This is a genomic window from Chryseobacterium sp. (assembly GCF_022869225.1).
Taxonomy (GTDB): domain Bacteria; phylum Bacteroidota; class Bacteroidia; order Flavobacteriales; family Weeksellaceae; genus Chryseobacterium.
In genome coordinates this window covers 3,420,737-3,435,121 of the sequence record NZ_JALIHL010000001.1, presented here as the reverse complement: position 1 = coordinate 3,435,121, position 14,385 = coordinate 3,420,737, and the positions used below count along the sequence as shown (strand labels likewise).

Below are 14,385 nucleotides of genomic sequence, written 5' to 3'. Positions count from 1 at the left end.
GATCATTATCAATCATCATTTACAACTATAAAATGAAAGATCAGACAAAAGAGGAAATATTAGAATTTTTGAATAACTGGGGAAATGAAACCTTAGCAAAAACTCTGGAAATAAAATTCATTGACATAGATCTCGAAAATGAAACCCTTACCGCAACAATGCCCGTACTTCCAAGAACCCACCAGCCTTTTGGAATCATGCACGGAGGCGCCAGCTGTGTGTTGGCTGAAACCTTAGGGTCAAGCCTGTCTAATATTTTTATCGACGGAAACAAGTATTATGGGGTGGGAACCAATATCAACTCCAACCACCTGAGAAGTAAAAAAGATGGTATTGTAACAGCTACAGCACGTTTTATCAGAAAAGGAAAGACCATGCACGTCTCTGAAATCGAAATCAGGGATGAAAAGGGCATTCTCATCAATCATACAACGATGACCAACAATATTATCCTCCGATAATTTAATCGGCCAATAAATGTAAAGACTCAAAAAATTGAGTCTTTTTTTCAAAAAAGTACCTGGGAAAAAGATTTTCCCGGAAACAGGTCACAATTAGGGATCAATGCGGGAATCTGGGCTTCCAGAAAGCTTTTCAACAGGTTTTCACTTATGCTGTCTGCCCTGGTTTACCACTGGAACTCTACTTTCGATCTCAATGCCAACATAGAATATACGCACTCAATGGATCTTATTGTACGGAAGATCATCATCATTTACTTTTTCAGCGTTTCAACAACAAGCATTTCGAATATGCAGTACAGCTAAAGTTATTATATGAATGGAAAAATCTGCGCCCTTTCGTAGGTTTTCCGGCCCATAAAAACACTTATAAAATGCAGTTTTTAGTTCCTGATAATAATGTACTCAATACACTGGATGATTTTACGTCCGGTCAGATCAATTTCGGATTCTCGTTAGGGCTTCAGTATCAGTTGCTGAGAAAGGTTTCACTGTATTTGGAGTATCAGGAGTACAAAATGAATAATATTCCGTTAAAAAACAGCTCGTATAATTTTGACATTTTTAAGACTAATAATACCTTTGCGGAAAGGAAAATCAACTTGGGAATTTCCTATACTATTTCCGGGCAGTGATTTTCAAAATCTATCCACAGCTAATGATTTATTTCAAACTTCCTTTTGACGAACAGTTATATTCCACCGATAAAGACCAGCATTTAAATTCCGTAAGTTTTTATTCTTTTGACAGGCAAAACCAGATCGGTTTTGAAGGCACTATTATCCAGGCCGGTGAACAGAATGCATCCCAAGATCTTACCGACACCCTCCTGCTTAAAGACCAAAATCATTGTGAAGGAGAAACTAAAGATGAATATATCAGCACGCTGGAGAATGTGATTGAAGTGATCAAAGAGAACCGACTTCCTAAACTGGTTTATTCAAGAAGAAAAATTTTCAGAGATTTTATTCAAATTAATCTAAGTGAAAGTTTTAAAAATTTGTGTGCTTCGTATCCTAATGCCTTCAGATATATATTTAATGACGGGCAAAATGCATGGATGGGAGCCTTTTCCGAAGTATTGGGAAGATTCAGCAAGGAAACCCATCAGTTTGAAACCATGGCTCTTGCAGGCACTTTACCGGTCTCAGAAGAATGGTCTGAAAAAGAAATTGAAGAGCAAAAGCCTGTGGCATCTTACATCCAGAATATTCTTAACCATTATTCTGATGAGGTGCAGCAATCGGAAACATATGATCACATTTCAGGGAATATCAAACACCTCCGCACAGACTTTACAACTCATATCCAGCCTGAAGATCTCGATCAGCTGATCCGGGAACTGCATCCTACTCCGGCAGTTTGTGGAATTCCAAAGGATTTCTGCATTGAAAATATTGAGAAATATGAAAAGTTTCCCCGTGAGCTGTATGCCGGTTATATTAAAATTGAAACCGAAAAAAGCATTCAGTATTTTGTCAATCTGAGATGTGCAAGACTCTATCAGGATGCTGTACATATCTTTGTAGGAGGAGGAATCACCGCTCAAAGTAATCCCGAAAAAGAATGGACAGAAACAGAACTTAAATCTGAGGCGATCCTGAAAAACTTAGCTGTTTCTTAAACATTCGATAAAAACTTAAAAACGTTTCAAACATCATAAAAAAACCTCTTTCAAAAGGAAAGAGGTTTTTATTATTTTGAAATATAAATATCTGATTTATTTCTTTACTCCGATTCTGCTCCATGTATCCATAACGAAAAGTAAGATAAGACCGATAAAAGCTGCAGCTGCAGAAAATACAAACTTCAGGTTATCACTCTCTTCAGACAGGATATCCGCCTGCTGCCAGTCTATAGCGTAAAGATTAATGGCGATGAATACAATAAACAGTACTAAAAATACTTTATAAAACTTCTTCATGACTCTTAAAAATTAATATAATTCTGCACCAATTGAGCAAAATTTGCGGTGAATAATTTAATTGAAATTGCCAAAAGGATAATACCGAAAACTTTCTGAAGAATCATCAATGTAGCATCTCCTATTTTTCGTTCCAGCCATTTCGCTGATTTCAGCACCAAATATACGAAAATTGTATTAAGAATAATTCCGCAAATAATATTAATGTCATGGAATTCAGCTCTGAGAGATAAAGCAGTAGTTAATGTTCCGGCACCGGCAACCAACGGAAACGCAATAGGCACAATGGATGCAGCCTTTGCTTCAGTCGTTTTGTTGATTTCAATTCCTAAAATCATTTCCAGCGCTATGACAAAAATCACAAAAGCTCCGGCAATCGCAAAGGAGTTAACATCTACCCCGATCAGCTTAAGAATTTTATTTCCTACAAACAGAAACACAATCATAATGGCACCGGCAGTAATGGCAGCTTTCCCGGCTTCAATCTGTCCAAACTTTTGCTGAAGACTTACGATAATAGGAACTGAACCGATAATATCAATTACGGCAAAAAGAACCATAAAGCTGGTAATAATCTCTTTAATAGAGAACCCATCAAAAATTTCCATCTCTTTGTAATTTTAAATTTCGCAAAAATATGAAAATAAACTGATTATTTGCTAATTTGTGAATACAAATTAACAATTGCTTTCAAAAGTTCTTCAAGACTTTCAAGAGATTTCACAGGGGAATATTTTTCCATCTGAATTTTCTGCCGGAGCTTTCCGTACTCTTCCGCAACAGAAGAACCTTTGTAATTTTCAAGAAAAGTCTTAAACTCCGCAGCAGAGCCCTGAAAATACTGGCTTCTCACTTCCTGATCCAATTCATCCAACGTTTCAAAAAACTTTTCATATTCACTATGATCTTTCAGATTTTCAAGATAACTGAAATAGTCGTTGATATCCGTTTTCAGCAATTCTTTGATCTCCTTTTCTGTTTCAGCCACAGATCCTAAAGATTTTGACGGTACGGTTTCCCTAACTAATGCGCGTTTTTTTTGCCAAGTCTTAAATAACAGATAAACAATAAATAAACCTGCAAGAATGACAATATTGGCAAGGAGAATATTCCAATGGAATTTACTTTTTTCTTTTACTTTAAATGACGTGGTTTTTAAAACCGGCGTATTCACGGTTTCCAGTAAATTATTGGTATATTCATTTACTTTTTCCACTGTAGACCGGGCTTCCAGTACCTGTTCATGAGAGAACGCATTCAATGCCAATGTTTTTTGTCCCAGATCTACATATTCCCGGTTTTCCGGATCAAAGAAAGCAAACTGTTCTGTTTTGATCGACAGAGATCCCGCTTTTTTAGGGATCACTATATAATTCGCCAGAATTTCACCTTTCATTCCTGTCGTTCCCGGAGCAACTCTGGAAGTTATTTTAGGGGCAAAAATCTCATAATCCGGAGATGATGCAATCTTCGGAAGCTCCATGTCCGGTAAGTTACCCTCGCCTGAAACTTTCACGATCACATTCATCGGTTTTTTAACCTCCGGCTTCTCTTTTGAAGCATTAAAAACACTTACTTTAAAATTTCCAACTGCATTTTTAAAGCACTCAGGTGCTCCTTCCGGAAGTTTTCTTACGGTAAGCTTTACTTTATTGGAAACAATTTTATTCTTATTTGAATAGGAACTTACAGAAGCCGAAACAGGCGGCACTTCTACATAGCCTGCTTCATTTGGAAATACCATAAACATTGCCAGGATCTGCGATGCCATATTTCCGGAACCGGCCGGATCAATCTCAGATTTATTGAAATTGATAGGATGTACATTGATATTATCCTGCTGTGGAAGATGAATGTTCTTTACTTTCCTAAGATTATCTACATTCCTGGAATACACTTTCAGCACAGCAATAGTCGGCTGATCCTGATAGACATCCCGATCTTCAATTTCCATATTCAGATATACCTCGTTGGAGGTATTGGCAGCCAGAGATTTCTTCTCAACGATCTCCTTAACCGTTACGTCAAAAGGCTCTGTCTTATAGATTTTATTATTGACTGTAACCAGTACGGAACCAATTTTAATTTTCCCTTTTTTCTTAGGTTCAAGGGCTATTCTCGATACTTTCTGAGTAATCAGCGTATTGGTGGCAGGATCAATCACCGTATTGGTTACAGATCCGCTTCCAATGATATTGAATTTTGAAAGATCCGGAAGCTGCAGCCCGGTTTGCTGTACCAGATCACTTCCGTTAAGTTCTAAAACAATGGTAAGGTTGACAATATCTTTACCTCCATATTCGGATTTATCTGCGTCCAGGGAAAGATTTACCTGTCCGTAAGTAATTACGGATGCTAGTGTAAGCAATATGTAAATCAATTTGTGCTGCATCACCAATCTTTCTCGTTGCTTTCAGGCATCGAATAAGAATTTTTGTTTAAAATTCTTCTGGCGGTTTCTTTTTCTTTTTCGTTTATTTTATCTAGGATTGCATTTTCAAGGTCTTTCGGCATTTTCCCCTCATTATTCTGATTCTGCTGAGGAGTATTGCCCTGGTCGCTTTTACCTTCGTTCTGCTGGCCATTTCCCTGATCCTGCTTTTGGTCTTTTTTATCACCTTTCTGATCATCCCCTTTGTTCTGATCATTACCGCCGCCTCCTTTTCCTGAGTTATTCTGTTGGTTTTTCTGTTGTTGTTCTTTTTCTTTAAGTTTGGCAATTTCATAGTTCTTACGGGTTGCCTCGCTGTATGGATTCTGCTTCAGAGCTTTTTTATAATAATCTGCCGCTTTTTCCGGCTGGTTCATCTGCATATAGGCATTCCCCAGATTATGAAGTACCGCAGATTTATCAGGAAGGGTCTGCGACAGCTTTTCTGCTTTTTCAAACTCTGCTTTTGCCTCTTCATACTTTTTACTTTTATACAGGGCATTTCCCAGATTGTAATGCGCCGTAAAATCTTTATCATTGGCCTTTGCCGCTTCCATGTATTTTGAAGATGCTCCATCATAATCTTTACCATCAAACTTCTGATTGCCTTCATGAACTAAAGTCCTGTAATTTTCCTGCCCAAGCAAAAAACCTGAGAACGAAAAAGCAATAATAAACGATAAAAAAATGATTTTAGTATTCATCACTTGCAAAATTATCCCTTTAAATGTTAATAAACAGGGTTTTATTTGTTAAAATTGGGTTAAAGTAGCCATTAAAATGATGCCTCAGAACAAAACGACCTAGACATTGAAATCTTTTTTAGGATTAAAGAGGAAAATCAACAGGAAAAATAAAAGGGAAACTCCGAGAAAATACTGATAATAATGGTTGGCATTCTGTGACTTTACAAGGGTTTCAGAACCTGAAGATTTCTTATTAACAGCGTCAATAATTCTGTCCGGAGCTTCATTAATATTGTTTCCGTCAATATAAGCTCCGCCTGTAGATTCTGCCATTTTCTTTAAAGCCTCTGTCTGTCTTTTCGAGATCACCGTTCCTCCGTCTACATCTGTTTTATATCCCATGAGCTGGCCAAAAACATATTCAGGCACCGGAGCCCCTTCATCAGATCCTACTCCCACGGAAGTAATGCTTATTCCTTCTTTATTGGCAAGCCTTATCGCAGCATTATCATTCCCTTCATTATCTTCACCGTCACTTAGTAAGATCACTTTCCGGGATCCTTTGCTCACATTTTTAAATTTTTCAACTGCCGCCTGCATTCCTTTAAGAAAATCAGTTCCCTGAATCTGCATCGAATTGGTTTCAATTCCGCTGATATAGGTTTCTGCTGAATTATAATCCGTTGTTAACGGCATAATAGACATCGCCTGTCCTGCAAAAATTACAATTCCCACTTTGTCATTCTTCATCTTCTGCATGGCAGCCAGCATCAGGTTTTTAGCCTCTGCAAGACGGCTTGGGTCTATATCTTCGGCATTCATTGAATTCGAAACATCAAGCATAAAGATCACATTATTCAGCTTTTGGCTGCTCTTTACTTCTTCAGATCCATTCAACAGGTCAATCATTGAAAATATCAGAAAGAGGATCCCCAGCAAGTATAAAGCAGGAAAAAACCTTGTAAATCCTGATCTCTTTTCAAATAGCTGTTCATGAAACTGGCTGTCTGCAAAAACTTCTCTCTTTCTGCTGGTCCATTTAAAAAAACGGAGTAAGAAAGAGGCTAACAGCGGCAGAAGCAGCAGTAAAAATAAATACCAGTAATTTCCTAAAGACCAACTCATCAGCTTAAAATTTTATAAAACACCCATCTCAACAATGCATCTAACACCAGCATTCCTAAAGCAATCCATAGGAAGATCTTAAAATACTCTTCATAATTATACAGTTTTGAAATCTTCACATCAGATTTTTCCAACTGGTTGATCTCATTATATACTTCTTCAAGACTACTGTTTGAAGTAGCCCTGAAATATTTTCCTCCGGTAGTCTGTGCTACTTCTTTCAAGGTATTCTCATCAATGGTCACTTCCGTTTCGGTAAAGACAAGATCTCCGAAAATATCCTGTGAAGTAGGCATCAATGCATATCCATTGGTTCCGATCCCTATCGCGTATACCTTTATATTATTATTTTTGGCCAATTCTGCAGCAATCTGAGGCGGAATCGCATTCTGAATATTGCTCACTCCATCCGTCATCAGGATCACCACTTTACTTTTTGCCTTGCTTTTGATCAGGTGGTTAACCGCTACAGAAAGTCCTTCTCCAATAGCCGTCCCCGGTTCCAGCCCCTCTGAATTCAGGTTTTTAATTTCATCAATGACAACCTGATGATCTGAGGTAACAGGTACCTTTGTAAAGGCCTCCGCAGCATAGGCTACAACTCCAATCCGGTCATTGGGACGTTTCTGCACAAACTTCACGGCAATATCTTTCAATGCTGTAATCCGGTCCGGATTCAAATCCTTCGCCAGCATACTGAGAGAAACATCTATCGATAACATAATATCAACTCCTTTGGTATCATCTCTATCCTGGGAAACCGTAAAAGTTCTTGGTCTCGCCATAGCAATGATCAAGGCTGAAAGAATAATATATTTTGATATTCTCAGTAAAAAAAGGACGGCCTGAATCCCGCCGCTGTTATCCATATTTTTAACGGTAGGAACTTTTATCCCTTTTCTTTTCCGTTTTCCCGCATCTTTAACAAAAAGAGGAATAAACAGCAAAAAGAGGAATAAAAACCACGGACTGTAAAACTCAAAATTAAACATCCTTTCTCAAGTTTTCAAATTCTAAATCTTTGGACGATCTTTTTACAAAGTCCCTGATATTGGCAAAATCGTTTTCCATTGTTTCCTGATCAGGAAAAGTCTTGGCAAACTTCACCAGGTCTCCCCTTAAGAAAACATCTTCCACTATTTTCTCATTTTCCTGAGAAATGGTGTTATTCTTCTTCATCACATCAATAAGATCATCGGTAAGGAGTACATCTGCCGGAAGATGATACTGTTTTGTAATAAAGTTTCTGGAAATATCGATCAGCTCTACATAGAATGATCGGAAATTGCCCCCTTCAATATATTTTTTCTTTTTAAGAGAATCCAGTTCTTTTAAAGTCTGATTGGTAGCCACAACCGGTGAGCTTTTGGATTTCCTGCCCCATTTTACGATCATGATAATGGCAACAACCAATGCAATAAGTGCCAGCGCAGCAAGGATATAGAATTTATACAGTTCCCAATAATCCTTGGCAGCCAGTTTGACCTCTTTGTTCTTCATGATATCATTGATCTGGTCAGCTTTTTGAGCCGTATTAATGACATCTATTTCATAAGGTATCGTCTTAAGGATCTTATCCCCCACTTTAAATTCCAGCTCCGGAATGGTAAATTTTCCTTCTTCAAAAACAGCAAATTCAATTTTTCTTTCGTAGGAATTGGCTCCCTGCCCTATGCTGTCTTTTATTTCTTCAAAATGAAAGGGAAGCAGTTCGTTTTTAGGGGCAGCAACCACCTGCTGATCATGAATATTGTCAATTTTTATTACAAAATGATTGACTTCCCCCAAAGCAATGGTCTTCTTCTCTACATTGGAAGATAATATCTGTGCAAATGTATTGGCACAGATTAAAAAAGATAATATTAAAAGTATTTTTTTCAATTTTCAAATAATAAATTCCGGCTGATGCCTGTTTTATTTTTAATTCTAAACGAGCTTATTCATCACTGCTATTTCTTCTGGAAATAATTATACAGCAATCTTGAATAGTCCGAACCTGTATTGATGTTCATAAAGCCGGCCGAGCTGTTGGAAAAATCTTCTTCCAAATCTCTTAATTTCTGCTTTTGAGCTTCAGCAAAAGTATATCTCCACCTTGCGCTTGAAGTATTGGCCCAAACCTGCTTTCCTGTTTCCGCGTCATATAAAAGAGTATATCCCACATCCGGAATTTCGTTATCTTTTTCATCATAAATACGCATTCCAAGCAGCTGATGCTTCTTTGAAGCGACTCTCAGCATTTTGGAGTCATATTCGTCTTCAAAGTCTGAAAACAGAAATACCAATGATTTTCTTTTAAAAATCCCCATCATATATTCTAGTGCATTGTCTATTTTGGATTCTGCCGAAACATAATCCGCAGTTAGAATATTACTGATGATCGAAAGAATATGTTTCCTTCCCTTTTGAGGAGGAATCACTTTATAGACTTTATCAGCAAAAAGAATCAATCCCACTTTATCATTATTTCCTGCCGCTGAAAACCCCAGACTGGCAGCAATTTCAGCGACATATTCCCTTTTCAGCTGGGTTTTGGTCCCATAATCCATGGATGCGGAAATATCTACGAGGATCATCATCGTCAGCTCTCTTTCTTCCTCCATCACTTTTACAAACGGCTCACGGAAGCGTGCCGTTTTATTCCAGTCGATTCTCCTGATCTCATCGCCGAACTGATAGGGGCGTACCTCAGAAAAAGTCATCCCCTGCCCTTTAAAGGCACTGTGATATTGCCCCATCAAAGCAGCCTCCGTCTTTTTTCGGGTACGGATTTCTATCTGCTTTACTTTTTTTACAATATCTTTTATCTGCATAAATATGTTTTAAAACCAGTCAATTCCGGCTTTCTAACTTATAAACTCAATGGAAACATTCAGCCATTCATTATCAAATTTTGGACTGTATTTTTTATAGAAATTGATCGCAGGCTCATTCCAATTCAATACCTGGAACACCAATCCGTTGTACGCATTTGATTTTCCATGTTCTAATGTTGCCTCAAATAGTTTTTTACCGATCTGCATTCCTCTCATTTTTTCGGTCACTACCAGATCTTCGAGATACAGCCTTCTCCCTTTCCAGGTTGAATATCTGTCATAATACAGTGAAATTCCTACAATATTACCATTTATTTCAGCGACAAAAGCTCCCCAAACCGGATTCTTTCCGAAACCGTCTTCTATAAACTGATCCAGGGTTACCGTAACTTCATGTAACGCTTTTTCATATTCTGCCAATTCCTTAATCAGTTCCAGCATTGAGTAGCAGTCCTCCTGAACTGCTTTTCTGATCACTACTTCATTCATTAGGGTGCCTGGATTTTTGCTAAAATTCTGTTGATAATTTCTTCTGTTGAAATTTCTTCCGCTTCCGCTTCAAAAGTTAAGCCCATTCTGTGTCTCAATACATCTTTCGCCAAAGCCTTCACATCTTCCGGGATAACAAAAGCTCTTCCTCTTAAGAATGCATAGGCTCTTGAGGCAATAGCAAGGTTTATAGAGGCTCTTGGAGAAGCTCCAAAACTGATATAGTTTTTAAGCTCAGAAAGTCCGTAATTTTCCGGATAACGGGTTGCAAATACCATATCCAGAATATATTTTTCAATTTTCTCGTCCAGGTAAATCTGGTTAATCAGTTCTTTAGCGTCTACGATATCCTGCAGGGAGATCACAGGTTTCACTGTCGGCTGATGCGAAGTGGAAACCATTCTCATGACCTTTCTCTCATCTTCAAAAGCAGGGTAATCTATAGTGCACTTGAGCATAAAACGGTCGCTTTGTGCTTCAGGCAGCAAATAAGTTCCTTCCTGATCGATAGGGTTTTGCGTTGCCAATACCAGGAACGGTTTGGGAAGCTTCATAGTCTCATCCCCAATCGTCACCTGTTTTTCCTGCATGACTTCCAAAAGAGCGGATTGTACTTTTGCAGGAGCACGGTTGATCTCATCAGCCAACACAAAATTGGCAAATACAGGACCTTTTTTTATAGAAAAATCATTGTCTTTGATATTAAAGATCATTGTTCCCACTACATCTGCAGGAAGAAGATCCGGAGTAAACTGAATCCTTGAGAATTCACCATGAACAGCATCTGCCAAAGTTTTTATCGCTAAAGTCTTGGCTAATCCCGGTACTCCTTCCAGAAGAACGTGACCATTCCCCAAAAGGCCTACCAAAAGGCGGTCTATCATGTATTCCTGTCCAATAATAACTTTGTTGATTTCCTGTCTCAGAAGAGAAAATAAATAGTTTTTTTCCTTTACTTTTTCCGTCAACTGACGGATATCTTCTGCTTGATATGTATCTGACATAGCTTGATTTAAAATAAGTGGTAAATTTCTGATAAATACTTGCATTAATCAACACAATCAATGCCATTATTGAGTTAAAGTTTGTTAAATATTCCAGAGCTGATAAGCTATATTTAAACATACGGTCTGAGTTTCTTACGGATCAACAGAGTCTATCGACCGAATAACGCTTTATAATCTTCTTTATATCCCTGTATGAAATGGCTGTTTTTTGACCAATCAATACAAAAACCCGCCTATTTTAAATAGAAAATGCTGTGAAATTTCACAACATTTTCTATTACCGAAATGGATCACACCCGGATATTGATATCGTTTTAAAGCTTCGTAATCGTAATTGTAAAGGTATTTTCAGGAACATCTACAGTTTCCTCATACGAGCCCACATTCACATAATATTCTATTCCGGCAGTTGTGGTAATTGTACTGGTTTCCGCACCGCCACCGCCTGCATTATCTACGGTATCCACACAAGCCAGATTATTGCAGCTTCCACTGTAAACCCCTAACTGAGGATCAAAAGTGCTGCTGCTTGCCGGCATCGTAATTTTTATGGTAAACTGACCGCCGTCTCCAGTAAATTTAAACCATGTTCCATCATTCATTGCATCAGAGCATGCGGTAATAAATCCGCCATTATTGGTAGCAGATACAGCATCATTCTGTGTATATGTGTAAGGAAAAGAGGCTGCCGCAAAAGCCCCTGAACAGGCATCATTTGCCGGTACAGGAGGAATTGTTTTAAAAACAATATCTGCACAGCCGGAAGACGCAGTATTTGCTGAAATAGCCATTACTTTTAAATAGTATGTTGTATTTGGATTAAGAGGCGCAGATGGAGAAAAACCGGCGGAGGTTACTACCTGCTGATTGATCACATCTGTACCTCCAGGAGTTGTTCCCAATGAAATTTTATATGAATCTGCTCCGGAAACCGGAAGCCAGGTTATATTAGGGGACAGTGATATAAGTTCAGCATTATTAACGGGATAAACAACAAAAGGACATGCAGGAGCAGTACTTGCTGTCAGTCCTGAAATCGTTATTGCCGATTTATAATCCGCTCTTATCCCACCGGGAGGAGCTGCAGGGTCCACTACTGCGCGGTCTCCTTTGTAATAAAGGGTAGAATATGGAATATGCGGATAAACATAAAAGGCTTCATCAAAATTATTAATATCGATACTCGGTGCGTTTTCCTTTGCAGCCACCACCAGATTATCACTATTATTATAAGCAAAAGGAGTCGTAAAAGTAATGACCACCTTGTTGCTGTTTCTGGTCACTGCGCCTGTGAATACCTGAGTCAGCTGGGCAGCCGGAATCCAGTCTGTACCGGAAGTGAAAGCTGTTTTTGTTGTATGTCCCAGGTAAACGGTCCAGTTAGAAGAGTCGGTAATTGTCGCCGATGGATCCAGATAAAAGGTAAGACCCGTTATGTTTCCTGCTGCATTTGCATTGAGTTCCTGTTTAGGATAAATCTGCTGAACATAGGAGTAGGAAAAAAAGCTACTGACAGGAGCAGTTCCTACATTTGTACTTCCAATGTTTAAATGTATTTGAGCTTTAAACATCAGCACTGTCAATAATCAAAACAAAATAGCAGAAATTCACAAGACAAATTAGAAGAAGATGCCAGCAGCCTAAGTCACCCCAAAATTGATGAATTTCCATTACCCCAGAACAACGACATATCGAAACCTTTCTTCATTATTATAAAATTATTGGTGAATTGGATGCTAATTTAATAATAAAATTTCAAATTTTATGATAAAAAATTTACCACTAATAGAATTTTAGTTATTATTTTTAAATAAAGACTTATTATTGTGTGCAATTTTATTTAATCATCAACAAAACATAATATATTTTAAAAATATACATAATAAAGTTAATTTTTAAACAATTATTTTAATATATTTATACAAAATACCAATAATATGTATAAAAAGCTATTTTTTTTAAGTCTCTTTTTAGCAGGTCTTTTTCCATCACAGACTACTGCGCTGAATCTGATTTCAGATGCAGTATATTATGATGGTTATGCGAGTCCGGTATCCGATCCGGTTCCGTCCGGGCTGATCAGATTGGCCAATACAAGATATGCAAGGAAACTTACAGATACTGAATTAAATTCATTTAAAGCAAAAATTGCAATGAGGGTAACCATAGGGGCATTATGTGATAATTATGACCGTTTGGGAAGTGTTTATCTGGCCATGGTTCCAAAAAACCAGCCGACCTATGCTTTAAGCGATACCAATGTAAAAAGAATTGAAGTCGGCAGATATATCACGCCTTTCATGAATAAAAACCGGTCTCCTGTAGAAGTTCCTTATACATATGATTTGAGTAATTTATATAATGTATTTCATGATGCCACATTGCGCAGTGCTTATGATCTGTATATGGAACTGGATGTTTTTGGTGTTCCTTATGCTGCACAGACTCAGGTTTCGGGATGCACGGGAAGGATTGATGTTTTCTCAGGAACGCTGACATTTTTCTCAACAGATGCCGGAGCAGCGCCAACAGGCTACAATACAATGGTCCCTATGCTGAATTACAGCAAGCTTAATAATTACAACAGTACTGATGTTACCGGAGAAACGGTTAGAATTGTTACCTTCAATCTCCCTAATCCCATTACCGATGCCCGATTTTTTGTAATATCCACCCCACACGGAGCCAATGCCGGTGGTGAAGAATATATAAGAAGACAAAACTATACCTATATAGATGATGTACAGGTACTCACTTATACTCCCGGAGGGATTTCATGCGAGCCATACAGGGTGTATAATACTCAGGGGAACGGAATCTATGGTGCCACCCCCAAAACATTTGCCGAATGGACTTCGTGGAATAACTGGTGTCCGGGCAACGCTGTTCCTATCAGAGGGTTTACATTACCTGCTATGACCGCCGGGAATCATACGCTGAAACACACCATACCCACAGCTGTTTTCAATCAGCAGCAGGGAGAGGTATATTTATCGGTTTATATGCAGAGTAAAAGCAATACGGCTTTAGACGTCAAAGATATTAAGACAGTGGATGTGAACATTTATCCCAACCCCACTTCTGATTTTGTGAATATAAGATCCAAAGCAGAGGTTGCTTCGATTGCCCTTTTCAGTATTGAAGGAAGAAAATTAATTGAAACCTACAGGGAAAACAGGATAGATTTGTCAGGATACACTGCAGGTGTTTACTTCCTGAATATTGTATTGAAAGACGGAACCTCCTTCAAACATAAAATAATCAAAAAATAACCCGCAAATACATTACTGAATAAGAATCATTTTAAGATCCTTTTTAAATCATACAGATTTGGAAAACAGCAAAACCCTTCTTGAATATTTTTCACAGGAGGGTTTTGCTGTTTCAAAAAATAGTTCAATTCACTTATATGTATTAAAAAGAAGGGTTTAAACTGTAAAAAAAAT

At 38.0% G+C, this 14,385-nt stretch carries 16 protein-coding genes; 5 read left to right on the top strand and 11 right to left on the bottom strand.

Features of this window, described 5'->3' with window-relative positions:
• Positions 1–32 precede the first annotated feature (32 nt).
• The 4 genes from MUW56_RS16055 to MUW56_RS16040 all read left to right on the top strand — a co-directional run bounded on the left by MUW56_RS16055 (position 33) and on the right by MUW56_RS16040 (position 2,085).
• Positions 33–461: a hotdog fold thioesterase gene (locus MUW56_RS16055; RefSeq protein WP_292014127.1), complete on the top strand. Its 429-nt coding sequence runs from the start codon at positions 33–35 to the stop codon at positions 459–461.
• Between the two features lie 150 nt (positions 462–611).
• Complete coding sequence (locus MUW56_RS16050) at positions 612–767, top strand: hypothetical protein (protein WP_292014126.1); 156 nt, start codon at positions 612–614, stop codon at positions 765–767.
• Positions 768–835: 68 nt separating this feature from the next.
• Positions 836–1,096: a hypothetical protein gene (locus MUW56_RS16045; protein WP_292014125.1), complete on the top strand. Its 261-nt coding sequence runs from the start codon at positions 836–838 to the stop codon at positions 1,094–1,096.
• 23 nt (positions 1,097–1,119) lie between these two features.
• Positions 1,120–2,085, top strand: a complete 966-nt coding sequence (locus MUW56_RS16040; RefSeq protein WP_292014124.1) for a chorismate-binding protein — start codon at positions 1,120–1,122, stop codon at positions 2,083–2,085.
• A gap of 96 nt (positions 2,086–2,181) precedes the next feature.
• Here the strand turns inward: MUW56_RS16040 and MUW56_RS16035 are convergent, their stop codons facing one another.
• The 11 genes from MUW56_RS16035 to MUW56_RS15985 all read right to left on the bottom strand — a co-directional run bounded on the left by MUW56_RS16035 (position 2,182) and on the right by MUW56_RS15985 (position 12,510).
• On the bottom strand, positions 2,182–2,385 hold the full coding sequence (locus MUW56_RS16035; protein ID WP_292014123.1) for a hypothetical protein: 204 nt from the start codon (positions 2,383–2,385) through the stop codon (positions 2,182–2,184).
• 5 nt (positions 2,386–2,390) lie between these two features.
• Positions 2,391–2,993: a MarC family protein gene (locus MUW56_RS16030; protein WP_292014122.1), complete on the bottom strand. Its 603-nt coding sequence runs from the start codon at positions 2,991–2,993 to the stop codon at positions 2,391–2,393.
• Positions 2,994–3,037: 44 nt separating this feature from the next.
• Positions 3,038–4,753 carry a BatD family protein gene (locus MUW56_RS16025; protein WP_292014121.1) on the bottom strand — a complete coding sequence of 572 codons (1,716 nt, stop codon included), beginning with the start codon at positions 4,751–4,753 and terminating at the stop codon, positions 3,038–3,040.
• 23 nt (positions 4,754–4,776) lie between these two features.
• Positions 4,777–5,520, bottom strand: coding sequence for a tetratricopeptide repeat protein (locus tag MUW56_RS16020; protein WP_292014120.1), 744 nt, complete (start codon positions 5,518–5,520; stop codon positions 4,777–4,779).
• Positions 5,521–5,619: 99 nt separating this feature from the next.
• A complete protein-coding gene (locus MUW56_RS16015) occupies positions 5,620–6,627 on the bottom strand; it encodes a VWA domain-containing protein (protein WP_292014119.1) in 1,008 nt (335 codons plus the stop codon).
• A complete protein-coding gene (locus tag MUW56_RS16010; RefSeq protein ID WP_292014118.1) occupies positions 6,627–7,619 on the bottom strand; it encodes a VWA domain-containing protein in 993 nt (330 codons plus the stop codon). Before MUW56_RS16010 ends, MUW56_RS16015 begins: the two co-directional genes overlap by 1 nt.
• Positions 7,612–8,508 carry a BatD family protein gene (locus MUW56_RS16005; RefSeq protein ID WP_292014117.1) on the bottom strand — a complete coding sequence of 299 codons (897 nt, stop codon included), beginning with the start codon at positions 8,506–8,508 and terminating at the stop codon, positions 7,612–7,614. Before MUW56_RS16005 ends, MUW56_RS16010 begins: the two co-directional genes overlap by 8 nt.
• A gap of 68 nt (positions 8,509–8,576) precedes the next feature.
• Positions 8,577–9,440, bottom strand: a complete 864-nt coding sequence (locus tag MUW56_RS16000; protein ID WP_292014116.1) for a DUF58 domain-containing protein — start codon at positions 9,438–9,440, stop codon at positions 8,577–8,579.
• A gap of 33 nt (positions 9,441–9,473) precedes the next feature.
• Positions 9,474–9,932 carry a GNAT family N-acetyltransferase gene (locus tag MUW56_RS15995; protein ID WP_292014115.1) on the bottom strand — a complete coding sequence of 153 codons (459 nt, stop codon included), beginning with the start codon at positions 9,930–9,932 and terminating at the stop codon, positions 9,474–9,476.
• Positions 9,932–10,936: a MoxR family ATPase gene (locus MUW56_RS15990; RefSeq protein ID WP_292014114.1), complete on the bottom strand. Its 1,005-nt coding sequence runs from the start codon at positions 10,934–10,936 to the stop codon at positions 9,932–9,934. Before MUW56_RS15990 ends, MUW56_RS15995 begins: the two co-directional genes overlap by 1 nt.
• A gap of 317 nt (positions 10,937–11,253) precedes the next feature.
• Positions 11,254–12,510, bottom strand: coding sequence for a hypothetical protein (locus MUW56_RS15985; RefSeq protein WP_292014113.1), 1,257 nt, complete (start codon positions 12,508–12,510; stop codon positions 11,254–11,256).
• A gap of 366 nt (positions 12,511–12,876) precedes the next feature.
• Here MUW56_RS15985 and MUW56_RS15980 point away from each other — a divergent pair, with 366 nt between their 5' ends.
• On the top strand, positions 12,877–14,211 hold the full coding sequence (locus MUW56_RS15980) for a peptide-N-glycosidase F-related protein (protein WP_292014112.1): 1,335 nt from the start codon (positions 12,877–12,879) through the stop codon (positions 14,209–14,211).
• Positions 14,212–14,385 lie beyond the last annotated feature (174 nt).